Below are 22,047 nucleotides of genomic sequence, written 5' to 3' on the forward strand. Positions count from 1 at the left end.
TGCACGGTGCAATCCGAACCAGCCTAGCCGTGCGGACCCCTACCGCGCAACAGGCCTCAGGCCACGTCAGCGTCGGCCTGTTGCCGGTTCCACAACTGCGCATAGCGGCCCCTGGCCGTCAGCAGCGCGTCATGGGTGCCCTGTTCAGCGATCTTGCCCTGGTCCAAAACCACGATCAGATCGGCCTCGGCGATGGTGCTCAGGCGGTGAGCGATGGTGATCACCGAACGCCCCTTACCTGCGCGCGCAAGCGCCTCTTTGATCTCTTGTTCAGTCTCGGTGTCAAGCGCACTGGTCGCCTCGTCCAACAGCAGGATCGGCGGGTTCTTGAGCAAGGTGCGCGCAATGCCTACCCGCTGTTTTTCGCCGCCCGACAGCTTGAGCCCCCGCTCGCCCACCTTGGTGTCGTACCCTTCGGGCAAACCTTCGATGAAGTCGTGGATCTGCGCCGCGCGCGCGGCCTCTTCGACCTCGTCCTGCGTGGCATTTTCCCGGCCATAGGCGATGTTGTAGCGGATCGTGTCATTGAACAGCACCGTGTCCTGCGGCACCACGCCGATGGCGTCATGCAGGCTGGAAAGTGTCACGTCGCGCACATCCTGCCCGTCGATCTTCAGCGCGCCGCCGGTCACGTCATAGAACCGGAACAACAGCCGCCCGATGGTGGACTTGCCAGACCCGGTAGAGCCCACAACCGCCACGGTCTTGCCCGCAGGCACGGTCAACGACACACCCTTCAGGATCTCGCGGTCTGCGTCATAGCCAAACTGCACGTTATCCAGCGTGATCTCTCCGCCGTTGACCTGCAGGGCCTTGGCATTGGTTTTGTTGGACACCTCGGACGGTTGTTCGAGCAGGTCGAACATCTCGCCCATATCCACCAGCGACTGCCGAATTTCGCGATAGACGGTGCCCAGGAAATTCAACGGCACTGTAATCTGGATCATATAGGCGTTGACCATGACGAAATCGCCCACCGTCAGGCTGCCGTTTTGCACGCCAACCGCAGCCAACACCATGACGCCCACCAGACCGGCGGTGATCAGCAGCGACTGGCCAAAGTTCAGGAACGCCAGCGAATACGACGTCTTGAGCGCGGCCCGCGCATAGGCCCGCATCGAAGCGTCATACCGCAGCGCCTCGCGCTCTTCGGCGCCAAAGTATTTGACCGTTTCAAAATTCAGCAGGCTGTCGATCGCCTTTTGGTTGGCATCGGTGTCCTGATCATTCATCTCGCGCCGCAGCTTTACCCGCCATTCGGTGACGGCAAAGGTGAACCAGATGTAGAACGCAATGGTGACGGCAACGATCACCAGATACCAGACGTCAAACAACCACAGCAGAACCACGGCGATCATCATCAATTCCAGGATCAGTGGCCCGATGGAAAAGAGCATGAACCGCAGCAGAAACTCGACGCCCTTGACCCCCCGCTCGATGATGCGGCTGAGGCCCCCGGTCTTGCGCGTGATGTGATAGCGCATCGACAAGCGGTGAATGTGGCGGAAGGTTTCCAAGGCCAAAGCCCTGAGCGCGCGCTGGCCCACGGGGGCGAAAATCGCATCGCGCAGCTGCTGAAAGCCCACCGTCATCATCCGCGCCACGCCATAGGCAACGGTCAGTCCAACAGCCCCCAAGGCCAAAGGCGGCACACCTTCACCAGCCAGACCGTCGACCGCGCCTTTGTAGAGGATCGGCGTGTAAACGGCGATGATCTTTGCGAAAATCAGCATCACCATCGCAAAGACGACCCGGCGCTTTACCCAGGCTTCTCCGTCAGGCCAGAGATACGGTGCCACCTTGCGTAGCGTGCGCCAGCCCGAGCGGCGCTCGGTGTCCGATACGGTGTCGTCAGAATGGGTGGGCGCGCTGCGTCGCATGGCCTGCCTTTGTTTTGTTCACGCCTGACATGATGGTTCTATGGGGCCGGAATGCAACGCTATTCCGGGATATTGAACACCTGTCCGGGATAAATCAGATCCGGGTTGCGAATGGCGCGCCGGTTGGCCTCGAACACTTTGACATAGAGCACACCGTCACCATAGCGCTCGCGCGAGATGGCCCACAGGGTGTCGCCCTTTTGCACCGTGACGGCCCGGATCGCGGGCGTTTCCGGGGCAATCCCGGGTTCCGGCTCTTTGGGTTGCAATACCTCGGGAGCCTCGCGTTTGAACGGGGTTTCCAAGCGGCTGAGCACCACATCACCAGGCCCCAGCTCATCGACGCGCAGCGTATAAATACCGGGGGTCACGTCATCCAGCTCTCCGCGCCAACGGCCCTCGGTGTCGGTGACAACGTCCGAGACCGCCAAATTGTTCAGATAGACCCGTACAAGCGCGCCTTGAGTGGCTCGGCCCGTCAGTTGCACGTCACCTGCATCGGAATAGCCGATCGTATCCAAAGCGACCTGCGTTTCGACATCTGGTTCAGAAGGCGTTGGGGCCTGAACCAGTTCCACACCCTTTTCGTCCGACTTCAGGATGGCCACCGCACGCGGCTCTTCCTGGACTGGCTCTTCAGGCTCGGGGGTCTTTTCATTCGCCGCAGTTTCCGTAGTGTCCGGCGCTTTTGCAGGCGCATCGGGTGCGGCCTGTGCAACAGCTTCTTCCGCCGCCTCCTCGGTCGGCGCCTCTGTGCTGGCCACCTGTTCTGTCTGTTGCACGGGCTCAGGGACAGCCGCCGGTTCGGCCTCTGTCACCTGAACCGGTTCAGGCGCAGTCTCTTGCGCGTCGGCAACCGTTGTCTCCACCTCTTCGGCAACAGGTGCCGGATCGGCGGGCGCCTCAGTTTCCGCCACTTGCGGGGCTTCGGGTTCGACCGTGTCCTTGGTCGGTGTCGGCTGAGGCTCTTGCGATGTTGTTTCAGCCTCGGGCTGAGGGTCAGCCTGCGGTGCCTCGGATGCAGGGGCCTCTTCCTCTGGCTCGACCACGGCTTCGGCCACTTGCACCGGTTGCGGCTTCGGCAAAGCCGCCAACAGGTAATCGTCGGACTGTGCGGTCTGACCGTCCAATTCGGCGATGAGGCTCAGGCCACGCGGTGCGTCGCTGAACGGCAAGGTCAGGAACAGGGCAAATGCGCCGCTGCGGTCAACCTGGGCGCGTTCGATTTCGGTCCCGTTCAAACGGATAGACAATTCGCTGCCTGGCGCCGCTTTACCTGCAAGAATGGCCGATCCATCGGGTTCGATACGGATCGTATCAAGCGACGGTGCCGCCAATGCAGGAACACCCGGTTCAGGAGCCGCTTGGGGTTCTTCTTCCGCGACTGGCTCTGCCACCGGCTCGGGGTTCGCAGCCTCTTCGGGCTCTGCCTCAACAGTCTGTTCCGGCTCAGGCGCGGCCTGGGACGTCTCCGTAGCTTCGGCAACGTCTTCAGATTCGGGAGCAGTGTCGTCAGGCAGGGCCTGCGTTTCTGCCATTTCTTCAGTCGCCTCGACCGGGTCGGGATCGGCGCTTTCAGTGGATACGGGCGCCGCTGGTTCGGTTTTTACCGGTTCGGTGGCTTGCACGGGCGCAGGGTCCGGCTTGGGCTCGGCCACAGCCACCTGCTCAACTTCGGGTTCTGGCGTCAAAACCCCTGAAAAATATAGGCCTGCGGCCCCAACAACGGCAACGCCGCCTGCCACAACGACCCATCCAAGGGCACTCAGCCCTCCAGCTCCGGCACTCGCTGCCATGTTCTTCCTTCCCCATCCACGGCGCATGATCCGGGCCCCATCCCAGATCACCAACCGCGCAGTTGAGCCAGCCACACAATCCCGCTATCAGGGGTCAAAACGCTTGTTTATTCCACCTGAAAGGCTTGCCCATGACTGTCAAATCCGTCTGTGTGTATTGCGGATCGCGCTTCGGAGCAATGCCTGCATATTCACAGGCTGCTGAAACCTTTGGGACAATGCTTGCCAACGAGGGCTGGCGACTGGTCTATGGCGCGGGTGATGTGGGGCTGATGGGGGCCGTTGCGCGCGCGGCCCAGGCCGCAGGTGGTGACACCTTCGGCGTCATCCCAACGCATCTTTTGAACCGCGAAGTGGGCAAGACCGACCTCACCAGTTTTGTCGTGACCGAGACGATGCACGAGCGCAAGAAGGTGATGATCATGAACGCTGATGCGGTCGTTGTGCTGCCCGGTGGTCCCGGCTCGCTGGACGAGTATTTCGAGGCGCTGACCTGGCGCCAATTGGGCCTGCACGACAAACCGATCCTGGTGATGAACGTTGATGGCTATTGGGACAAGCTGCGTGATCTGATGGAACACACCATGGATCAGGGGTTTGCCGATGCATCGCTTGGGGATTTTGTCACCTGGGTAGATACCCCCGAGGCCACCATGACAGCCTTGCGCGAGGCCCTGTCCTGACGCAAGGCCGAGACCGAAAACACTGCGAGCGCCACCCAGATCAAGGGAAAGGCAATGGCGTGCCATTGTGAAAACGGCTCGCCAAAAATCATCACCGCACACAGGAATTGCAGCGTGGGGTTGATGTATTGCAGCAACCCAAGGGTCGACAACGCCACTCGGCGGGCGGCGTAGCTGAACAGGATCAGCGGCACCGCCGTCAGTGGCCCCGACACCATCAACAGTAGACTAATGGTCAGGTCCGTTCCAAAACTGCCCTGCCCTTGCAGGTGATACCAGCCCATCACCATCAGCCACAGCGGCAGGACCAGCAGGATTTCAGCCGTGACCGAGATCACTGGCCCCAAAGGCAGCCCCTTTTTGATCGCCCCGTAGAGCGCAAAGGTGGTCGAGATGAACAGAGCGATCCAAGGCGCCACGCCCAGCCCCCAAGTCAGGATCACCACCGCCAAAGTCGCCAAGACCACCGCCAGCCACTGCCCCATGGCTAGCTGTTCGGCAAACCAGAACCGCGCGATCAGCACGGCCATCAACGGAAAGATATAGTATCCCAACGAGGCCTCGGTCGTCTTGCCGATCTGGATGGACAGGATGAAGCAGAACCAGTTCGTCGCCACCATGAGCGAGGCGACGAACAAAAGCAGCACCTGTTTGCGACCACGCAAGGCTTGGCGCAACTCGCCCATCCGGCCCTGCAAAACCAGAAGCACTGCAAAGAAAACCACGGCCCACAGGGTGCGATGCGACAGCAACTCGGCCGGGGGCACGTGATCGAGCAGCTTGTAGTAGATCGGCGACAGCCCCCAAACCACGCATGAGGTGATCATGGCCAAAACGCCACTCAATGTCTGGCTCATCTGCAATCCCCTCTCTGCCGGTCAGATGTGACCGGGCTTTGCGGGGATGGCAAGGGCCTCAGCCGCTCCAATCGAACCGCCTTCGGGCGGGGTCCATGAAATGCTCGACCATGACCGGGGTGGCCAGATCATAGGCCTCTCGCAGCGGCAGATCGAGGTGTTGGTGCAACGTCTGTTTGCCCTTGCTGACCGGACCCGGCGCACGGGTTGCCAACGTCTTTGCAAGGTCATGAACGTGCTGGGACAGTTGGTCGGATGGCAGAACCCGGTTGATCAACCCGTTGGCCAAGGCCCAATCGGCGTCATAGACTGCGCCGGTCAGGGCCATCTCCATCACCGCCTTGCGCCCGATGACGCGAGAGACAGCGACCGCAGGCGTGGTGCAGAACCCACCATTTTGAACGCCCGGCAGGCAGAATGTTGCATCAGCCGAGGCATAGGCCAGATCGCATGCCGCCACCATTTGCAGACCAGCAGCGGTGGCGATGCCTTCGACCATGGCAATCGTCGGCTTGGGGCTTTGGGTGATGTCCAGCATCATCTGGGAGCAGGCTTGAAACAGATCTTCGACATATGCCCGCCCCTCGTCTGCATCTGCGCGGTGGCGCGCAATCTCTTTCAAGTCATGCCCCGCGCAGAAAATCCGCCCCGGCCCGTGGATCACGATCACCCGAACCGCATCATCCTGCCCGGCCCGCAGGATTGCGCCGTGAAGCGCTCCGATCATCTCTCGCGAGAGCGGGTGCGCAGGCGCCCGTCCCAGAGTGAGGGTTAGCACGCCTTGTTCCAGGGTTTCCGCCACAAAGGGCGCCGCCGTCATCTGGTTCATTAATGGTATCCTCCTGACGTTCAGAATGCCTTGTTCCTGAGTGGCAGGATAGCCCCAGGTGGGCACCGGCCTGCGTCAGACGGGCTTCATTTTCTGCCATCCGGGCAAATAGTGGTCCATTACGGCAAAAACACGGACGCGTTCATCCTGATCAAAAATCCACGGAGCGATGACCGCTGATCCGATGCCGCCTTCTTTTTTCACTTGCAGAAAGTACATTCCCTCACGCTCGTCGACGGACAAGATTGCATGCCATGCAATATGTCCCGTAACACCTTGAGAGATATGAAAGATACCAGAACTGTCGACCACCACTTCGACTTGCTCCAGTGGCGGCAACAGCTGCCCGCGTTGGCGGCGCAAGAGTTCCTTGAAGATGATCCAAACGCCGGCCACCAAGCAGAGTGGCGACAAGCAGACAAATACCAGAGTAACTCCTCCCGCTATCGTTTCTGGCCATGTCAGGGGCCATGACGGCCAGATCAAATAGAGGTTCGAAACCAACGTAATCATGGAAAAGACGATCCACCCTAGGGGCCGTCTTTGTCCAAACACATGCTCAAATCGTTCGATGGGCGGAAGTGTTGTCCTGGAATACTCGGTCATTGCAGTATCTCTAGGCCATTCACACAACTAACGCTTGCAGACAAAAATGCCAAAGCGACGTGCTTTGTCCAGAAGAAGATCAAGCTCCTGCGCTTTGATCTGACGAAACCTCGATCACCGTAATCTCTGGCACCACACCGAACCGCACTGGCATGATCGAACAGCCAATGCCGCCGGAAACCACCAGATCGCGCCCCGTTTCGCGCACATGTCCGTAGGCATACCGGTTGCCAAATCGCGACGGCACGACGGGGGACCAGCCCAACAGGCGTACTTGTCCGCCGTGGGTGTGCCCCGACAGGGTCAGCGCCACACGATCCGGCACGCGGGTAAAGATATCCGGCTCATGCGCCATCAGGACGACTGGCGCTTCATCGGTGATCTGGACCATGGTGCCCGGCAGATCATCCAATCCGGCCCATCGACCATTGCGCCAAATGGCGAGTTGATCCTCGAGCCCGGCCAGCCAGATGCCCGCCCCCTCCAGTCGGGTCGCCTGGTTCGACAGCACGCGAATGCCCTGCGCCTTAAGCGCTTGGGCATATAGGTTCGGCCCGCCCCCGCGGCGTTGCGCGCCCAGATCATCCCACCAATCGTGATTGCCCAACACCGCATAAACCCCGTGTCGGGCTCGGCATTCGGCCAGAATGGGGGCGAGGTCTGCGATCTTGACGGGTTCGGTGACGAACTTATGCCCGGCGGCATAGTCCCCCAGAAGCAACACCAGATCAGCATCCAGGGCATTGACGCGCTTGACGATTTGGCGAATGCGCTTGAGGCCGACAAAGGGCTCGCCCACGTGAAAGTCAAACAGCACAACGATCTTGAGCGGTCGGGCCGTCCAGTTCGCTCGCCTGATCCGCCATCGTCTGACCCGCAGCTGCAGCGCCGGTTCGATGAAGAACCCGTAAAAGGCAGCAAAAAGGCCTGCCAGCGTCACCGCCAGCAGGCCCCGAAGAAAACCTCTTCGCGTCATCCGAGATTACATGCGCGAGGCTACGTTTTCCCAGTTCACCAGGTTGTCGAGGAAGTTCGACAGGTACACCGGGCGCTTGTTGCGGAAGTCGATGTAGTAGGAGTGCTCCCACACGTCGCAGCCCAGCAGCGCGGTCTGGTTAAAGCACAGCGGGTTCACGCCGTTTTCGGTCTTGGTCACGGCCAGCGAACCGTCCGCGTTCTTGACCAGCCAGCACCAGCCCGAACCGAACTGACCAGCACCTGCGGCGGCGAACTGCGATTTGAAATCATCAATCGAGCCAAAGTTCTCGACCAGAGCCTTTTCCAGCTCTCCGGGCATCGCGCTTTCGCCCGGGCCCATCATTTCCCAGAACTGGTTGTGGTTCCACAGCTGGCTGATGTTGTTGAAGATGCCGTTTTGCGCAACTGCATTGGCGTCATAGGTGCCGACGATGATCTCTTCCAGCGACTTGCCGTCCCACTCGGTGCCAGCAATTGCGGCGTTGCCGTTGGTGACATAAGCGTTGTGGTGCAGGTCGTGGTGATATTCCAGAGTTTCCGCCGACATGCCCTTGGCAGCCAGAGCGTCGTGTGCGTAAGGAAGATCAGGAAGTTCAAAAGCCATGGTGGCCCCCTGTAAATATTAATGTTGCGGTTCCCAAGGTTACATGCTTTGACCACGCCCGCAGGTCAAGGGCCGAGACAAGAAAACAACCCCCGGAGGCAGGGCAATGCTGACAAAGTTCCGCAAAATGGTCTATCGCGCCCGTGGGTTTTATGCGGGCACCCTGAACGGTGAATCCTTTCGCCTGGACCCCTATCATTCCAAATTCTGGCGTAAGGCCTCGGCTGGCACATGGGAGCCTGAGACCTTTGCCATCCTCGACCAGCACCTGAACACCGACAGCGATTACCTGGACATCGGTGCCTGGATCGGGCCCACCGTTCTCTATGGTGCCCGCAAAGCCCGCCGGGTGATGTGTTTTGAACCGGATCCCGTCGCCTTACGCCATCTGCTGTGGAACCTGGAACTGAACGACATCCGCAACGTGTCGGCCTTTGGCGTGGCGCTGTCAGACAGCTTTGGCGTGACCCGCATGGCGTCCATGCATGGCGAGGCGGGCGATTCCACTTCCTCCCTGCTCAACGACGGCACCCATGGGACGGACGCGCTAGCCATCAGCTGGGATCAGTTCGCCGGGGCCAACGACCTGTCGAAAGTCTCATTGGTCAAGATGGACATCGAAGGCGCGGAATACAGCGTTTTGCCCACCCTGCTTCCCTGGCTGAAAGAGCACCGCCCTGCCTTTTACCTATCGACCCACGCGCCTTACCTTGACCCCGAGGAGCGCAAGCAGAAAATGTGTGCTCTAGCAGACATGCTGTCCTTTTATCCTTCCTGCCAAGACGACAAGGGAAACACCGGACACGACGCATTTTCGTCTCAATATGCTCTGGATCAGTTTCCGACCTTCATTCTGAACTGATCCAAACGAACTCCTATTTGACCAGCTTACAGGAACCCTTTCCATTGATCGTATCCGTGGTTCGCCCAACGCTGACCCTCATTTTCACAGCCATTGTCTTTGGATTAAGCCAAGCCTGATAGTGCGCATCGATTGTTGTTTCGTAATCGTTAAGCACCATGCCTTCGACAGTTCTTTTCCGACGCGATGGCATTGATTTCAAGTTCCAAGCAAGTTTATATTCACCATTCGTCCTTTGACGGAATTTGGCCTGCATGGGCGTTTCATTGGAAAATTTGATATGGCTGTCAAAGGCAACAGCTTTCTTTTCATCAAGATCAATGACATAAACGGCTTCTTCCGGCACCCAGCCAGATTTGGATCTGACCCCATACTTGCAATGATATTCCTGTTCTGCTGCGAAACTTTCGATCGGCATAAACAAGGAAATTGAAGTTAAAAACGCAATGCCCGCAAAACGATTATTAATCAAAGATAGACTCCTTAAAGCATATTTATCGACAATAGATCAACAGTTGAGAGCCACAACCCAAAAAAGGCTTCCCAGATTGGGAAGCCTTAGAAGTCTCGGTTCAAATCAAGTGGCTGACTAGGCTCAGAACACCCCAACCTCACTGCCCGGCTGCGCCGCAACGCTCAGCAGTTTGAAAACATAATCCGCGGTCGAGCGGAAGCAGATCACGCGGAACGCCCCGTCTTCTTCCATCCAGAACGCACCGGCCACCTGGGCCAAGCGGGTGCGGCGGATTTCGCCGGGCTCGAACGCACCGGGCGACAGGTCGACGGGCGCAAGCTTGGCCATGACCTCACGCGTGGGGCCGTCCGAGATGCGGAACACGGCGCGGGCGTCCGAAACGTTGACGGCCAAAGCCTGTTCGCCCTTGAGCGCCTCGTTCAGCTCTGCCAGCTTGGCCTCGACCTTTGCATAGGGCACCAGCAGCAGCAGCTCGTCCGGTGACATCCAGCACGCACCGCTGTCGCCATCTACCGCAACACGGCGGACGTCCGGAACATCCTGACCGGTGGCGGCTTTCACGGCCTTGCCCAAGGCGGCCGAGGACAGATCACCGCGCAGGGTGATCATGCCTTGCAGGCCGGTTTCCTCGACGCGGGTAATGCCGACATACGAGACGTGGTTGAGTGCGCTTACGGGATCAGACATTCTGCTTCTTCCCTTCCTTGTCGTAGAACACGGGGTCCACGATTTTTGCTTTGTAGATCTTGCCGTCGGTTCCCGGGAACTCGATCACCTCGCCCATGCGGTCTGGGCCGTGCAGCACCAGACCCATAGCGATGCCGCGATCCAAATTGGCCGAGTAATAGGTCGAGGTCACCCGACCGATCACGTTGCGCTGGCCGTTGGCATTGACGCCCTCGCCCGCTGCATAAGCGCCATCCGGCAGGACCGAACCATCGACGGTTTCCAGGCCCACCAGCTTCCAGCGGTTGCGGTCGGTCATGTGGCTGCGCTGTTGCGCGCGCTTGCCCAGGAAGTCCTCTTTCTTTTTCGAGATCGCCCAGTTCAGGCCCAAGTCTTGTGGGATGATAGTCCCGTCAGTCTCGTCCCCGATCATGATAAAGCCCTTCTCGGCCCGCAGGATGTGCAGACATTCGGTGCCATAAGGCATCACCCCGAATTCCTTGCCTGCTTCCAGCAATGCTTCCCAGAAGGCCAGTCCCTGGCTGGCGGGAACCGCGATTTCGCAGGACAGTTCGCCCGAGAACGAGATGCGGAACATGCGGCAGTCAAACCCGCCGATCTTACCATCGGCCCAGCCCATGAAGGGGATCGCCGCGTCGCTGACATCCATGCCGCCCAGCTTTTCCAGAACCTTGCGGGCGTTGGGGCCTACGACTGCGATCTGAGCATATTGCTCGGTCACATTGGCGACATAGACGTTCCAGTCCCACCATTCGGTCTGCAGCCATTCTTCCATGTGGCCATGGATCCGCTCGGCCCCGCCGGTGGTGGTGTGGCACAGCCATGTGTCGTCATCGATACGGGCAACAACGCCGTCGTCGATGAGGAAGCCGTTTTCCGAGCACATCAGGCCATAGCGGCATTTGCCCGGTTTCAGGTTCGACATCATGTTGGTGTACATCATGTCCAGGAATTTGCCCGCGTCGGCGCCCTTGACGATGATCTTACCCAGGGTCGAGGCATCAAGCAGACCAAGGTTTTCCCGTGCGTTCTTGACCTCGCGGTTGACCGCATCGTGCACACCTTCGCCCGGACGGACATAGGCATAGGGACGGCGCCAGTGGCCTACCGGTTCCCAATCCGCACCGTTGGCGTCGTTCCACTCGTGAATCGGCGTCTTGCGGATTGGCTGGAACACTTCACCACGCGCCTCGCCACCGATGGCGCCCATCGAGATCGGGGTGTACGGCGGACGGAACGTGGTGGTACCAACCTGCGGAATATCTTCACCCAATGCTTTCGCAAGCGTCGCCAGGCCATTGATATTACTCAATTTACCTTGATCAGTCGCCATGCCCAATGTGGTATAGCGCTTGGTGTGTTCAACGCTTTCATATCCCTCGCGCGCAGCCAGCTGCACGTCAGAGACCTTGACGTCGTTCTGGAAGTCTAGCCAGGCCTTCATGCGCAGAGGCGTGTCGGCGTTGGCGGGCATCAGCCAGACCGGTTCCATCGGCAGTTCCACCTCGACCTCACCCCTCGGTGCATCCGCGGTCTTGGGCGTAAATCCTGCTGCATTCGCTGCCGCTTCACCGGCGGTCTGCGCGTCGGCCAGAACCTCACCCAGCGAAACCGGTCCGTTGGCAGCACCTGCGGGAACCACGAACCCGTTGCCATCCGCACCCAGAGGCGGACGTGCGGGATCGGGGCGGAAATGCGCCTGCGCGTCATCCCAGATCAGCTTGCCGCCGCAGTGCGACCACAGGTGCACAACCGGCGACCAACCGCCCGACATGGCGACTGCATCGCAAGCAACCTCTTCGCGCGCGCCGCCAATGCCGTCCTGATTGCAGATCGCAACCTTCTTGACCCGCTTGCCGCCTTTGACCTTGGCGATTGCTTTGCCCGGATCAACGCGGATGCCAAGACCACGCGCCTCATCCGCCAAAGCGCCGCCGCCCGAAGTGCGGGCGTCGATCACGCGCAGCACGTCAACGCCGGCCTTTTTTAGGGAAATCGCCGTGCGGTAAGCATCGTCGTTGTTGGTCGCCACGATCACGCGCTGGCCCGGAGTCACGCCCCAGTTCACCACATAATCGCGCATGGCCGAGGCCAGCATGACACCCGGAACATCGTTGCCTGCGAACGACAGCGGACGTTCGATGGCGCCGGTTGCAGTCACGATCTGCTTGGCACGGATGCGCCACAGACGATGACGGGGGCCTTGAGCACCCGGAGTGTGATCGGTCAGACGCTCATACGCCAAGGCATAACCATGGTCATAGACGCCCGAGCCCATGGTGCGGGTGCGAATGGTAACGTTGTCCATCGCCTGCAGCTCGGCCAGGGTCTGCTTGACCCAAGCGTCGGGTGTCAGGCCATCAATGGTGCCGCCATCAACCGGTGCACGACCGCCCCAGTGGCTGGTTTGTTCGACCAGCAGAACTTTGGCACCCGATTGCGCCGCTGCTTTAGCGGCTTGCAGACCGGCAACACCGCCGCCCACAACCAAAACATCCGCAAAGGCATAGAAATGCTCATAGGTGTCGGCGTCCTTGGTTTCCTTGTCCGGCGCCTTGCCCAGACCTGCCGAGCGGCGAATGATCGGCTCGTACACGTGCTTCCAGAACGGCTGCGGGTGGATGAACATCTTGTAATAGAAACCGGCAGGCAGAAACCGCGCTAAGGCCGTGTTCACTGCGCCCACGTCAAACTCGAGGTTCGGCCAGTGGTTCTGCGAGGCGGATGTCAGCCCCTCGAACAGCTCGGTGGTGGTGGCGCGCTGGTTGGGTTCGAACCGCGCCCCCTCGCCCAGGCCAACCAGGGCGTTGGGTTCTTCGGCGCCGCTGGCCACCACGCCGCGCGGGCGGTGGTATTTGAACGAGCGGCCCATCATCATCTGGTCGTTGGCCATCAGAGCCGAGGCCAGCGTGTCGCCCTCGAACCCACGCATGGTGGTTCCGTTGAACTTGAAGGTGATCTGTTTCGACCGGTCAATCAGACGGCCTTGTTTTGCGAGACGGGTGCTCATTTATCGGACCTTTCGCAATTGGAGGTCAGGACTTGCATAGGGGCGGATCGGCGTATCACGAGAACTCTCTCCACGACCAGCCGGGGCGTTTGGCGGTGATGGCGTCCTTGATATCCTGCGGCGGCTCGTAGACCTGCGCGGAATAGGTGCCAAAAACCTCAAGCGTGGCGGTGCAACGGGCCGCGTGGAACCACTTGCCGCAGCCCGCGACGTGACGCCAGCGTTCCAGATGGACGCCTTTGGGGTTCTCGCGGGTGAAGAGGTAGTCGTGAAACTGATCGTCATCCGAACCGGGGCCATGGCGCTTCAGGTGCGCCTCGCCACCAGCGGCCAGTTCAGTTTCGTCGGCATCTACGCCGCAATAGGGGCAACGCAAGGTCAGCATGTGATCATCCTTACATATTCATTTCGGTGGCAGGCTGGCCGCATTGGCCAGCGACAATTCAGTGAGTGTGGCGCGCAGGGTCGCGTCTTCGAACGCGCCTGCGTCAACCTCGACCATGCCGCCCATCGGGCGACCGGTGAACGACAGTGGCTCGGCCCCTGCTTCCAAAGCCCGGGCTTCGCGCTCCTTGCCGGGGCGGTACATCGCCCCGTCTTTGGTCACGCCGCAAACCATGTTGCCGTGGAGCAGAAAGCACAGGCCGCCGAACATCTTCTTCTCAGAGAGGCCCGGCTCAACCCCAAGGTCGGCACGCATGGTTTCAGCCAAGGCTTCGGAGTAAGCCATCAAAGCCCCTCCACTTGACGCGAAACAACGTCACCGCCATATTTGAAGGCATGGACATTGTTTTCTACATCGCCATCGCCGTGCTTGTGGCCGGTGTTGGCCTTGCCCGCTACGAACGTAGGCGCAGGCGCGTTCTGCTCAAGCACGATCTGGGACAGGCCAAACCCGTCAGCTCGCATCTGCAAACCGAGCAGATCCGCGCAAGGGATCATTTTGGCGCACATTACGGGCTTGATGGGTTCAGCGACCATTAGTGAGCCACCCCGGCGGCAACGCTTTCGTCGATGAAGCGGCCCTCTTTGAAGCGGTCAAGCGAGAAGGCTTCGGTCAGCGGCGAATGACCCGTGGCCATCAGCTGTGCCATGCCCCAGCCCGAGCCGGGGATCGCCTTGAAGCCACCCGTGCCCCAGCCGCCGTTGATGAAACAGCCTCCCAGCGGGGTTTTCGTGATCAGCGGCGAACGGTCGCCGGTCATGTCCACGATGCCGCCCCACTGACGGAGCATCTTCAGGCGCGAGATCATCGGGAACGTTTCGACCAGCGCGCGCACGGTTTCCTCAATATGGTGGAACGAGCCGCGTTGGGTGTAGTTGTTGAACCCGTCGGTGCCGCCGCCAATGACCATCTCGCCCTTGTCGGATTGCGACATGTAGCCGTGCACGGTGTTGGCCATCACGACCACGTCCATGCAAGGTTTGATCGGCTCGCTGACCAACGCCTGCAGCGCGATGCCTTCAAGCGGCAGACGGAAACCCGCCATCTCGGCCAACTGGCCCGAGTGACCCGCAACCACGATGCCCAGCTTGTCACAGTCGATAGCACCCTTGGTGGTATCGACGCCCACAACATGGCCGTTTTCCGAGCGCACGCCGGTGACTTCGCATTGCTGGATGATGTCCATGCCCATGGCCGAACACGCACGCGCATAGCCCCAGGCCACCGCATCGTGACGCGCAGTGCCGCCGCGTTCCTGCCAGAGCGCGCCCAGAACCGGGTAACGCGGACCGTCCAGATTGATGATCGGCACCAGCTCTTTTACGCGTTCGGGCGTGATCCACTCGGTCTTGACGCCTTGCAGGGCGTTGGCATGTGCCGTGCGCTGATACCCGCGGATTTCGTGCTGGGTCTGGGCCAGCATCATGACGCCGCGCGGACTGAACATGACGTTATAGTTCAGGTCCTGGCTGAGACCCTCGTAAAGCGAGCGTGCTTTCTCATAGATCGCTGCCGACGGATCCTGCAGGTAGTTCGAGCGGATGATGGTGGTGTTTCGACCTGTGTTGCCACCGCCGAGCCAGCCTTTTTCGATGATGGCAACATTCTGGATGCCATAGTTCTTGCCCAGGTAATACGCCGTGGCCAGACCATGACCACCCGCACCGACGATAATCACGTCATAGCGTTTCTTGGGCTCCGGCGAGCGCCAGGCGCGCTCCCATCCGGTGTGATAGCGCAAGGCCTCTCGCGCCACAGCAAAGGCTGAGTAATGTTTCATGAGCGAATCCATCCGGTTCGTAGGTTGTCGCAGATATGCCGCGCGTGACCATTTCACCCACGCCGCGTTCCGCCGCAATAATGCGCAGTTGCGACATGGTCGCCGACATTGCGACACACAGCGGCCATTTGCCCCTTTTTCCCCGGGGCTGACAGGGATAGATGAAAGGCAGGTGACATCGGAGACCCCATGACGTTCTGGATCCTCATTGCCGTAATGGCGCTGGCCGTGACCGGCTTGCTGCTTTTGGCGTTGCTGCGTGGGCGCAGCGGACAGACCCCGGCGGCGGCTTTTGATTTGCAGGTTTACCGCGATCAGCTCAAGGGCGTGGATCGGGATCTGGCGCGCGGCGTGATTGCCGAAGGCGATGCCGAGCGTATCCGGACCGAAATCTCGCGCCGCATTCTGGCCGCAGATACGCAGATGCAGGCCGAAGTTGAGGGCGGCGGGCAGCCCCGCACCCTGACAACTGTGGTTGCAGGCAGTGTTGCGACAATTATCGTCGTAGGTGCCTTTTTCATCTACCGCGATCTGGGGGCTCCGGGCTACGGCGACCTGCCCCTGTCGCTGCGCGTCGAACTGGCACAAGAGGCGCGCGAAAACCGCCCTGATCAAACCCGCGCCGAAGAGCGTATGCCCGCGACCCCGAAACCCGAGATTGATCCCGGCTATGCCAAGCTGATCGAGCAGCTGCGCGAAACCGTCAAAAAACGCCCCGACGATCTGCAAGGTCAGATCCTGCTGGCCCAACACGAGGCCAACAGCGGCAACCACAAGGCCGCGTATGAGGCCAAGGCGCGCGTGATCGAGATTTTGGGGGCCCAAGCCAGCGCCCAAGACTATGCCGAACAGGCCGAGATGATGATCCTGGCGGCGGGCGGATATGTCTCGCCGCAGGCCGAGGCGGTGCTGGAAACCGCTCTGGAGCGCGACCCCAGGCATGGGCCCGCGCGCTATTACTATGGCCTCAGCCTGTCGCAAACCGGTCGTCCCGACATCGCCTTTCGCATCTGGGAAGAGACCCTGCGCGAAAGCCCGAGCGATTCGCCATGGGTGCCCGCGATCCGGTCGCAGATCGTTGATCTGGCGTTCCGCGCCGGGGTCGACTACCGCTTGCCTGAAACTGCCGGTCTGGCTGGCCCAAGCGCCGAGGACATCCAAGCCGCTGGCGACATGAACGCCGAAGAGGTGCAGGATATGGCGCGCGGCATGGTCGAGCGCCTGTCAGAACGGCTGGCAAACGAAGGCGGCTCGCCGCCCGAATGGGCCCGCCTGATCCAGGCGCTTGGTGTCTTGGGCGACACGGACCGCGCCCGTGCGATTTATGAAGAGGCGCAGCAGGTTTTTGGCAATGACGCCAATGCGGTGGCCCTTTTGCAAGCCGCGGCCAAAGCCGCAGGGATCGACGGATGATTTTTGACGCGTTCGAAGACTTCGCCGCCGCGGTGCCCAAGATGTCTGCACTGACCGGGCTGGATCTGGGCGACAAGACCATTGGCGTTGCCGTGTCTGATCGAATGTTGACCGTGGCGACCCCGCTGGAGACCATCCGGCGTAAGAAATTTGGTGTGGATGCGGAAAAGCTCCTCAAGATCGTGACCGACCGCGAGATTGGCGGCATCCTGTTGGGTCTGCCCCGCAACATGGATGGAACCGAAGGCCCCCGCTGCCAATCCACCCGCGCCTTTGCCCGCAACCTAAGCCGCTTGACCGAACTGCCGATTGGCTTCTGGGACGAGCGTTTGAGCACAGTTGCGGCCGAAAAAGCACTTCTTGAGGCGGATACGACACGAAAACGTCGCGCAGAGGTGATTGATCACGTCGCAGCCGGGTATATCTTGCAGGGAGCGCTCGATCGGATGCGCTTTTTGACTTAGCCCTTGCCGGAGCCTGACGCAGATATGACTGACATGGTCTGGAAACGCGACGAGATTGAGTCGCCCTGCATTCAGATTTGCGTGGTGCATCCCACCGAACGCATATGTACCGGTTGCTATCGCACCATTGACGAGATCACGCGCTGGTCCAAGATGGACAGCGACGAACGCGCCGAGATCATGCAAGACCTGCCCGAACGCGCACCGCGCCTGAACAAACGCCGCGGTGGACGTGCTGCGCGGGTGAAACGCTGACCGGGACGCACGACCTAAACAGACGAGTGGAGGTTTGAACCGAGACGCTCTTCTCGAGCGTTGACATTTTCGGTGTCTTCGGAACGTTGGTGACGTTGAAACACCAAGGCCCCAAAAAACGCTTCATGTTCCGGATTACCCTGCACGCCTTTACCGTCATTGTCCTGACCTTGTTGACCCAGATCGGCGGTCTGGCCTGGATCGTTGCCCTGTTTTTCCGGTGGCGTTTGCTGGCCTTTACGCTGATCTATGTCACGCTCAGCGCTTTGACCGTATGGATCGCCCCACAGTTCGGGCGCGTTGCCGTCAGCTGCCTAGATGACGGGCCGCTGCAGGTTCAAGGCTGGATGTACTGTGCGCTCAACCGCACATATGTGACGCCTGAAATGGCACAGGTGCTCCAAGACACCGCCAATGAGATGAATAACCGCTTTCCTGGAACCACGACGCTGTTGCTTGATGGCAATTTCCCCTTTGTCACCGGCTTTCCGCTGTTGCCGCATCGGTCCCATGACGATGGGAAAAAGGCCGATCTGGCGTTCTACTACCGGGATGGGAAAGGAGGATACCTACCGGGACAAACCCGCTCTCCCATCGGGTATTTTGCCTTTGAAGATGGCCCCACACAATGCGAGCCGACCTGGCCGAGCCTGCGATGGGATTTGAATGGCTTGCAGCCGCTGTGGCGCAGCTACGCTCTGGATGTGGAAAGGACACGCCTTGCCGTCCAGACCCTGGCCCGTGACCCGCGCGTCGACAAGATCTTTGTCGAGCCGCACCTGGTGGACCACCTGCAGCTGTCACACCCCAAGATCAGGTTTCAGGGCTGCCGGGCTGCGCGCCACGACGACCATATCCATTTCCAGTTGTAGTAAGGCAAGCACCGCAACGATCAGATCGCGGTGCTGCTTGACGCTTTACCCAGCCGCCAGCCAGGATTTTGCGTTGTCCATGTCTTCTTCCGGAAAATACTGGATGTCGGCTTTGATCAGCTGATTGCCGATCCGCTGTGCCATGTGTTGCCAGCCCTTGTTGCCGACAATCGCGGCGCGGTCCAACAGAGGCGCGTGGGTGCGGCCCAGATGGAAATGGGCATCGAGCGCCGACAACCCTTGCCAACCGTCAAACTCGGTCAGGTCGATGAGCAGCCGGAACCCTTGCTTGCCCCGGATCATGGCATCCAGATCGCCAGTGGCCTGCGCATATTCGCCCGGATCCACCTGCCCCAGCAGCCTTACCTGCACGCAGGGACCACCCAGGTCGATCACATGGATCGCCCCCAACGACTCTCGCAGCCAACGGCGTGCCTCTTCAATGCCTGCCAGCGAGAACACCTGCATCGGGCACGGCATCATCGGCGACGCCAACCGGGCGGATGTCTGCACCCAGCCGGTGTCAGTGACCAGTGCGATCCGGTCGAACCCACGCCAGTGGCTGACACCCAGTTTCGTGTCCGCCCAAACAGCAGACATGTCAAAGCCTGCAAACTCCTCGCCCACCAGGATCAACAGCCGGATCTGATCATGATCCGCCAGGGCCGCTTCGATGGCCGGAACCAGGGTTGCTTCATAATCGGAACTGGAAATTGTCCCCGAAGCGGTCACTTCCAGAATTGCGCCATCACTTTGAGTTTCTACGGAAATCATCGAAAAATAACCCTCTCACACAATGATGCGCCAAGGTTATGGGAATTCGATCCATCCCGCCACACCGCTTTGCATGTCCGGGCGGAAGTAGGCAATCATCCGACCATCCGGCCCGGCTGTGGCATCATCTCCCCAGGGCGCAACCCCGTGCAGGCAGTGACGATGCAGCACATATGCCTCGCCCGGCTGCGCAAACACCTCGATCCGGGGGCAGGTTTCGAACACTTCGCGGCGGGCGGACTGATAGGCCTCGGTCACGTCCACCTGATGCATCAAAGCGGGATCGTGCCCCGCCAATACCGTTCCAAACGCATCCGCCATGATCGTGTGGCTGCCCTCCCACACAACCATGGGCGCCGCGGTGGGGCTGGCCTCGGTCAAGGGCAAGCCCAGAATCCAGCTGTGCGGTTCATCCACATGGCGGCGGCGATCGGGGCCAGAGGGTTTCAGCCCATCCACATGTGCTGCATCCCGGTTGCGGCGATAGCGCAGCGCTGCCTCATTCTCTCCCCGGCGGGCCTTTGGATAGCCGGGATAGATGACCGAGACCTGGCCACGGTGCAGCGGCTGCATCCCGTACTCCTGCTCGATGAAATCAATTGCCGCCCCCGCCAGCGGGGTCTGCCCGTCGACGCAACCCGAAGGATCATTCGGCAAGGCATCCACACCGATGAACCAGGTCCCTTCGCAATCCAGCCATTGCGCATGCGCCGGATCGGTCACGGATGTCCGCGCCGCCGGAAGCGCGCTCTGAACCCAAGCCAGCGTTGCGGGATCGACGGGGAACCGAACCCAGCCCCGATCGTGAAAGCCCGTTACCACCCAATCGCCTTTCGCAGCATATTGAGCGCAACTAGTGTCAGGAACACCGCAAAGACCCGTTTCAGCGGCTTTGGGTCCATCGCATGTGCCAATTTCACGCCCCAGGGCGTCGTGATCAGCGTCATGCAGATGACGATACCAAAAGCCACCAGATTGACCGCGCCGACGGTCAGAGGCGGCCGTTGGCTGGGGTCGATCTCAATAAACAGAAAACCCAAAACCCCTGGTACCGCGATGATAACGCCAAAGCCCGCAGCCGTGGCCACGGCCCGGTGAATGGGCGTGTTGTAAAGGCTCATGAGTGGCACGCCAAAGCTGCCTCCGCCGATGCCCATCAGCACCGACAGGAACCCGACCATAGGCGACAGCGCCGCGCGGCGTAAACCGCCCGGCATCGCCTGCCCCAGACGCCATTCGGCCTTGCCGAGGCCCAGATAGGCACCGATCACGATCCCCAGCACGCCAAAGAGCGCCTGCAACGCCACCGATTTCAACGAGGCCGCCACCAGAACACCCAGAACTGCCCCAACGGCGATCCCTGGCCCCCAGCCGCGCAGGATCGACCAATCGACCGCGCCCTTCTTGTTGTGGCTGAGCACCGAGCGCACCGAGGTCACGATAATCGTCGCCAACGAGGTTGCCAAACACATCTGCATCAGCTGCGGGCCATCATATCCAAGCGTCTGAAACGCATAGAAAAACGCAGGCACCAGGACAATTCCACCGCCCACGCCCAATAACCCTGCCAAAACCCCGGCAAACCCGCCAATCACCAACAACATGACCAGCATCTGCATCAGCAGCATCGTATCCGGCATGGACCTCTTCCCCTCGTCGTTTCGCCCTGCCTAGCCCGATCAGCCCGCCTGCGCCAGAGGGGTCACGCTTGCTAGCGCCTGATGGAGCACGTCCGTCCCGGCATCCTTGCGCGCGGCCCCTTCAGACAGCGTCCGGCGCCATTGTCGTGCACCGGGGCGGCCCGCAAAGAGGCCCAGCATGTGACGCGTGATCTGGTGCAATCGCCCCCCGTCGGCAAGATGCGCCTCGATGTAAGGCACCATCTCGTGAACAACCTCGACCGGATCCGTTGCGGTACCGGTGCCATAAATCTCAGGGTCTGCGGAACACAGGATGTCCGACGGCTGGTGATAGGCCGAGCGCCCGATCATCACCCCGTCCAGGCCCGCATCCAGATGCGCCTTGGCTTGGTCCAGCGAAGTGACACCGCCGTTGATCGAGATGTGTAGCGCTGGGAATTGTGCCTTCATCCGGTGCACCAGATCATAGTCCAGCGGGGGAATGTCCCGGTTTTCCTTGGGGCTGAGCCCCTGAAGCCAGGCCTTGCGCGCATGGATCGTAACGCGGTTGCAGCCTGCATTGGCGATCTCCCCCAAGAAATCCGGTAACACGATCTCGGGGTCCTGATCATCCACCCCGATACGACATTTGACGGTTACCTCCACATCGACCGCATCCCGCATCGCAGCAACACACTCGGCCACCAGCCTGGGGCGCTGCATGAGCACGGCCCCAAAGGTCCCCGATTGCACGCGGTCCGAGGGGCAGCCACAGTTCAGGTTGATCTCATCATAACCCGCTTCCGCGCCAAGCTTGGCCGCCTTGGCCAATTCCACCGGGTCGGACCCGCCAAGCTGCAAGGCCAAAGGGTGCTCTTCGGGGCTGAAGTCCAACAAATGCAAAGCCCCACCCCGCACCAAAGCGGGCGCCGTGACCATCTCGGTATAGAGCAACGCTTCGCGGCTCAGCAGACGATGCAGATAGCGGCAATGGCGATCAGTCCAATCCATCATCGGCGCAATACTCAAGCGCGAAGCGGCATAAGCATCTGTTTTCATTGTATCATCTCTCAATCGTTCGAAAGAACCATTAGCTTTAACACCGCATTTTTTTGGCTGTTTTCGCCTATTTCTTGCTATTGGAACAACAAGTGTTGT

At 60.3% G+C, this 22,047-nt stretch carries 24 protein-coding genes; 7 read left to right on the forward strand and 17 right to left on the reverse strand.

Translation table 11 applies throughout. The features are described from left to right. Positions 1-56: 56 nt before the first annotated feature. Together TRM7615_RS15270 and TRM7615_RS15275 are read right to left on the reverse strand one after the other, a co-directional pair. Positions 57-1,880, reverse strand: coding sequence for an ABCB family ABC transporter ATP-binding protein/permease (locus TRM7615_RS15270; protein WP_108789030.1), 1,824 nt, complete (start codon positions 1,878-1,880; stop codon positions 57-59). Between the two features lie 59 nt (positions 1,881-1,939). Continuing rightward, on the reverse strand, positions 1,940-3,676 hold the full coding sequence (locus TRM7615_RS15275; protein ID WP_235824104.1) for a LysM peptidoglycan-binding domain-containing protein: 1,737 nt from the start codon (positions 3,674-3,676) through the stop codon (positions 1,940-1,942). 131 nt (positions 3,677-3,807) lie between these two features. Here TRM7615_RS15275 and TRM7615_RS15280 point away from each other — a divergent pair, with 131 nt between their 5' ends. Continuing rightward, entirely contained in the window at positions 3,808-4,359 is a 552-nt protein-coding gene (locus TRM7615_RS15280; RefSeq protein WP_108789032.1) for an LOG family protein, read from the forward strand. Here TRM7615_RS15280 and rarD read toward each other — a convergent pair. The 5 genes from rarD to TRM7615_RS15305 form a co-directional block, all read right to left on the reverse strand. Further along, a complete protein-coding gene (gene rarD, locus TRM7615_RS15285; RefSeq protein WP_108789034.1) occupies positions 4,266-5,216 on the reverse strand; it encodes an EamA family transporter RarD in 951 nt (316 codons plus the stop codon). The genes TRM7615_RS15280 and rarD overlap by 94 nt on opposite strands. 58 nt (positions 5,217-5,274) lie before the next feature. Next, a complete protein-coding gene (locus TRM7615_RS15290; protein WP_108789036.1) occupies positions 5,275-6,045 on the reverse strand; it encodes an enoyl-CoA hydratase-related protein in 771 nt (256 codons plus the stop codon). 75 nt (positions 6,046-6,120) lie between these two features. After that, positions 6,121-6,651, reverse strand: a complete 531-nt coding sequence (locus TRM7615_RS15295) for a YcxB family protein (RefSeq protein WP_125133696.1) — start codon at positions 6,649-6,651, stop codon at positions 6,121-6,123. Between the two features lie 79 nt (positions 6,652-6,730). Then, positions 6,731-7,627, reverse strand: a complete 897-nt coding sequence (locus TRM7615_RS15300) for a metallophosphoesterase (RefSeq protein WP_108789040.1) — start codon at positions 7,625-7,627, stop codon at positions 6,731-6,733. A gap of 6 nt (positions 7,628-7,633) precedes the next feature. Continuing rightward, a complete protein-coding gene (locus TRM7615_RS15305; protein ID WP_108789042.1) occupies positions 7,634-8,233 on the reverse strand; it encodes a superoxide dismutase in 600 nt (199 codons plus the stop codon). Positions 8,234-8,339: 106 nt separating this feature from the next. Here TRM7615_RS15305 and TRM7615_RS15310 point away from each other — a divergent pair, with 106 nt between their 5' ends. Further along, positions 8,340-9,095, forward strand: a complete 756-nt coding sequence (locus TRM7615_RS15310) for an FkbM family methyltransferase (RefSeq protein WP_108789044.1) — start codon at positions 8,340-8,342, stop codon at positions 9,093-9,095. A 13-nt stretch (positions 9,096-9,108) separates the two neighbouring features. Here the strand turns inward: TRM7615_RS15310 and TRM7615_RS15315 are convergent, their stop codons facing one another. The 5 genes from TRM7615_RS15315 to TRM7615_RS15335 form a co-directional block, all read right to left on the reverse strand. Next, positions 9,109-9,567, reverse strand: coding sequence for a hypothetical protein (locus tag TRM7615_RS15315; protein ID WP_125133697.1), 459 nt, complete (start codon positions 9,565-9,567; stop codon positions 9,109-9,111). A 123-nt stretch (positions 9,568-9,690) separates the two neighbouring features. After that, positions 9,691-10,257 carry a sarcosine oxidase subunit gamma gene (locus TRM7615_RS15320; protein WP_108789048.1) on the reverse strand — a complete coding sequence of 189 codons (567 nt, stop codon included), beginning with the start codon at positions 10,255-10,257 and terminating at the stop codon, positions 9,691-9,693. After that, on the reverse strand, positions 10,250-13,267 hold the full coding sequence (locus TRM7615_RS15325) for a sarcosine oxidase subunit alpha family protein (protein ID WP_108789050.1): 3,018 nt from the start codon (positions 13,265-13,267) through the stop codon (positions 10,250-10,252). The genes TRM7615_RS15320 and TRM7615_RS15325 overlap by 8 nt, the downstream gene beginning before the upstream one ends. 55 nt (positions 13,268-13,322) lie before the next feature. Next, positions 13,323-13,652 carry a sarcosine oxidase subunit delta gene (locus tag TRM7615_RS15330; protein ID WP_108789052.1) on the reverse strand — a complete coding sequence of 110 codons (330 nt, stop codon included), beginning with the start codon at positions 13,650-13,652 and terminating at the stop codon, positions 13,323-13,325. Between the two features lie 18 nt (positions 13,653-13,670). Next, on the reverse strand, positions 13,671-13,997 hold the full coding sequence (locus tag TRM7615_RS15335; RefSeq protein WP_108789054.1) for a TfoX/Sxy family protein: 327 nt from the start codon (positions 13,995-13,997) through the stop codon (positions 13,671-13,673). A 50-nt stretch (positions 13,998-14,047) separates the two neighbouring features. Here TRM7615_RS15335 and TRM7615_RS15340 point away from each other — a divergent pair, with 50 nt between their 5' ends. Further along, positions 14,048-14,251: a hypothetical protein gene (locus tag TRM7615_RS15340; protein ID WP_125133698.1), complete on the forward strand. Its 204-nt coding sequence runs from the start codon at positions 14,048-14,050 to the stop codon at positions 14,249-14,251. Here TRM7615_RS15340 and TRM7615_RS15345 read toward each other — a convergent pair. Continuing rightward, complete coding sequence (locus TRM7615_RS15345; protein ID WP_085796412.1) at positions 14,248-15,492, reverse strand: sarcosine oxidase subunit beta family protein; 1,245 nt, start codon at positions 15,490-15,492, stop codon at positions 14,248-14,250. The two genes, TRM7615_RS15340 and TRM7615_RS15345, sit on opposite strands and share 4 nt — an antisense overlap. A gap of 189 nt (positions 15,493-15,681) precedes the next feature. Here TRM7615_RS15345 and ccmI point away from each other — a divergent pair, with 189 nt between their 5' ends. The 4 genes from ccmI (at position 15,682) to TRM7615_RS15365 (ending at position 18,496) form a co-directional block, all read left to right on the forward strand. Beyond that, the gene (gene ccmI / locus TRM7615_RS15350; RefSeq protein ID WP_108789058.1) at positions 15,682-16,905 is read left to right on the forward strand and encodes a c-type cytochrome biogenesis protein CcmI; all 1,224 of its coding nucleotides are present in this window, start codon (positions 15,682-15,684) and stop codon (positions 16,903-16,905) included. Next, positions 16,902-17,369 (forward strand): Holliday junction resolvase RuvX, encoded by a 468-nt coding sequence (gene ruvX, locus TRM7615_RS15355; protein ID WP_108789060.1) that lies wholly within the window; start codon positions 16,902-16,904, stop codon positions 17,367-17,369. Before ccmI ends, ruvX begins: the two co-directional genes overlap by 4 nt. A 24-nt stretch (positions 17,370-17,393) precedes the next feature. Then, positions 17,394-17,624 carry a DUF1289 domain-containing protein gene (locus tag TRM7615_RS15360; protein ID WP_108789062.1) on the forward strand — a complete coding sequence of 77 codons (231 nt, stop codon included), beginning with the start codon at positions 17,394-17,396 and terminating at the stop codon, positions 17,622-17,624. A gap of 125 nt (positions 17,625-17,749) precedes the next feature. Beyond that, a complete protein-coding gene (locus TRM7615_RS15365; protein WP_108789064.1) occupies positions 17,750-18,496 on the forward strand; it encodes a hypothetical protein in 747 nt (248 codons plus the stop codon). A 45-nt stretch (positions 18,497-18,541) separates the two neighbouring features. Here the strand turns inward: TRM7615_RS15365 and TRM7615_RS15370 are convergent, their stop codons facing one another. From TRM7615_RS15370 to dusA, 4 genes are read right to left on the reverse strand one after another with little or no spacing between them, the layout of a single operon-like run. Then, the gene (locus tag TRM7615_RS15370) at positions 18,542-19,270 is read right to left on the reverse strand and encodes a SpoIIAA family protein (protein ID WP_108789066.1); all 729 of its coding nucleotides are present in this window, start codon (positions 19,268-19,270) and stop codon (positions 18,542-18,544) included. A gap of 36 nt (positions 19,271-19,306) precedes the next feature. Beyond that, complete coding sequence (locus tag TRM7615_RS15375; RefSeq protein WP_108789068.1) at positions 19,307-20,092, reverse strand: hypothetical protein; 786 nt, start codon at positions 20,090-20,092, stop codon at positions 19,307-19,309. Further along, positions 20,086-20,910 carry a sulfite exporter TauE/SafE family protein gene (locus tag TRM7615_RS15380; protein WP_108789070.1) on the reverse strand — a complete coding sequence of 275 codons (825 nt, stop codon included), beginning with the start codon at positions 20,908-20,910 and terminating at the stop codon, positions 20,086-20,088. The genes TRM7615_RS15375 and TRM7615_RS15380 overlap by 7 nt, the downstream gene beginning before the upstream one ends. Positions 20,911-20,949: 39 nt before the next feature. Next, positions 20,950-21,948, reverse strand: coding sequence for a tRNA dihydrouridine(20/20a) synthase DusA (dusA, locus tag TRM7615_RS15385; RefSeq protein ID WP_108789072.1), 999 nt, complete (start codon positions 21,946-21,948; stop codon positions 20,950-20,952). Positions 21,949-22,047: the final 99 nt, after the last annotated feature.

Source organism: Falsiruegeria mediterranea M17 (assembly GCF_900302455.1).
In the GTDB taxonomy this organism is placed as follows: domain Bacteria; phylum Pseudomonadota; class Alphaproteobacteria; order Rhodobacterales; family Rhodobacteraceae; genus Falsiruegeria; species Falsiruegeria mediterranea.

What these genes read in the sequence shown, in the direction of transcription:
- TRM7615_RS15270 (WP_108789030.1), bottom strand. Translation starts at nt 1,880, where the DNA reads ATGCGACGCAGCGCGCCCACCCATTCTGACGACACCGTATCGGACACC.
- TRM7615_RS15275 (WP_235824104.1), bottom strand. Translation starts at nt 3,676, where the DNA reads ATGGCAGCGAGTGCCGGAGCTGGAGGGCTGAGTGCCCTTGGATGGGTC.
- TRM7615_RS15280 (WP_108789032.1), top strand. Translation starts at nt 3,808, where the DNA reads ATGACTGTCAAATCCGTCTGTGTGTATTGCGGATCGCGCTTCGGAGCA.
- rarD (WP_108789034.1), bottom strand. Translation starts at nt 5,216, where the DNA reads ATGAGCCAGACATTGAGTGGCGTTTTGGCCATGATCACCTCATGCGTG.
- TRM7615_RS15290 (WP_108789036.1), bottom strand. Translation starts at nt 6,045, where the DNA reads ATGAACCAGATGACGGCGGCGCCCTTTGTGGCGGAAACCCTGGAACAA.
- TRM7615_RS15295 (WP_125133696.1), bottom strand. Translation starts at nt 6,651, where the DNA reads ATGACCGAGTATTCCAGGACAACACTTCCGCCCATCGAACGATTTGAG.
- TRM7615_RS15300 (WP_108789040.1), bottom strand. Translation starts at nt 7,627, where the DNA reads ATGACGCGAAGAGGTTTTCTTCGGGGCCTGCTGGCGGTGACGCTGGCA.
- TRM7615_RS15305 (WP_108789042.1), bottom strand. Translation starts at nt 8,233, where the DNA reads ATGGCTTTTGAACTTCCTGATCTTCCTTACGCACACGACGCTCTGGCT.
- TRM7615_RS15310 (WP_108789044.1), top strand. Translation starts at nt 8,340, where the DNA reads ATGCTGACAAAGTTCCGCAAAATGGTCTATCGCGCCCGTGGGTTTTAT.
- TRM7615_RS15320 (WP_108789048.1), bottom strand. Translation starts at nt 10,257, where the DNA reads ATGTCTGATCCCGTAAGCGCACTCAACCACGTCTCGTATGTCGGCATT.
- TRM7615_RS15325 (WP_108789050.1), bottom strand. Translation starts at nt 13,267, where the DNA reads ATGAGCACCCGTCTCGCAAAACAAGGCCGTCTGATTGACCGGTCGAAA.
- TRM7615_RS15330 (WP_108789052.1), bottom strand. Translation starts at nt 13,652, where the DNA reads ATGCTGACCTTGCGTTGCCCCTATTGCGGCGTAGATGCCGACGAAACT.
- TRM7615_RS15335 (WP_108789054.1), bottom strand. Translation starts at nt 13,997, where the DNA reads ATGGCTTACTCCGAAGCCTTGGCTGAAACCATGCGTGCCGACCTTGGG.
- TRM7615_RS15340 (WP_125133698.1), top strand. Translation starts at nt 14,048, where the DNA reads ATGGACATTGTTTTCTACATCGCCATCGCCGTGCTTGTGGCCGGTGTT.
- TRM7615_RS15345 (WP_085796412.1), bottom strand. Translation starts at nt 15,492, where the DNA reads ATGAAACATTACTCAGCCTTTGCTGTGGCGCGAGAGGCCTTGCGCTAT.
- ccmI (WP_108789058.1), top strand. Translation starts at nt 15,682, where the DNA reads ATGACGTTCTGGATCCTCATTGCCGTAATGGCGCTGGCCGTGACCGGC.
- ruvX (WP_108789060.1), top strand. Translation starts at nt 16,902, where the DNA reads ATGATTTTTGACGCGTTCGAAGACTTCGCCGCCGCGGTGCCCAAGATG.
- TRM7615_RS15360 (WP_108789062.1), top strand. Translation starts at nt 17,394, where the DNA reads ATGACTGACATGGTCTGGAAACGCGACGAGATTGAGTCGCCCTGCATT.
- TRM7615_RS15365 (WP_108789064.1), top strand. Translation starts at nt 17,750, where the DNA reads ATGTTCCGGATTACCCTGCACGCCTTTACCGTCATTGTCCTGACCTTG.
- TRM7615_RS15370 (WP_108789066.1), bottom strand. Translation starts at nt 19,270, where the DNA reads ATGATTTCCGTAGAAACTCAAAGTGATGGCGCAATTCTGGAAGTGACC.
- TRM7615_RS15380 (WP_108789070.1), bottom strand. Translation starts at nt 20,910, where the DNA reads ATGCCGGATACGATGCTGCTGATGCAGATGCTGGTCATGTTGTTGGTG.
- dusA (WP_108789072.1), bottom strand. Translation starts at nt 21,948, where the DNA reads ATGAAAACAGATGCTTATGCCGCTTCGCGCTTGAGTATTGCGCCGATG.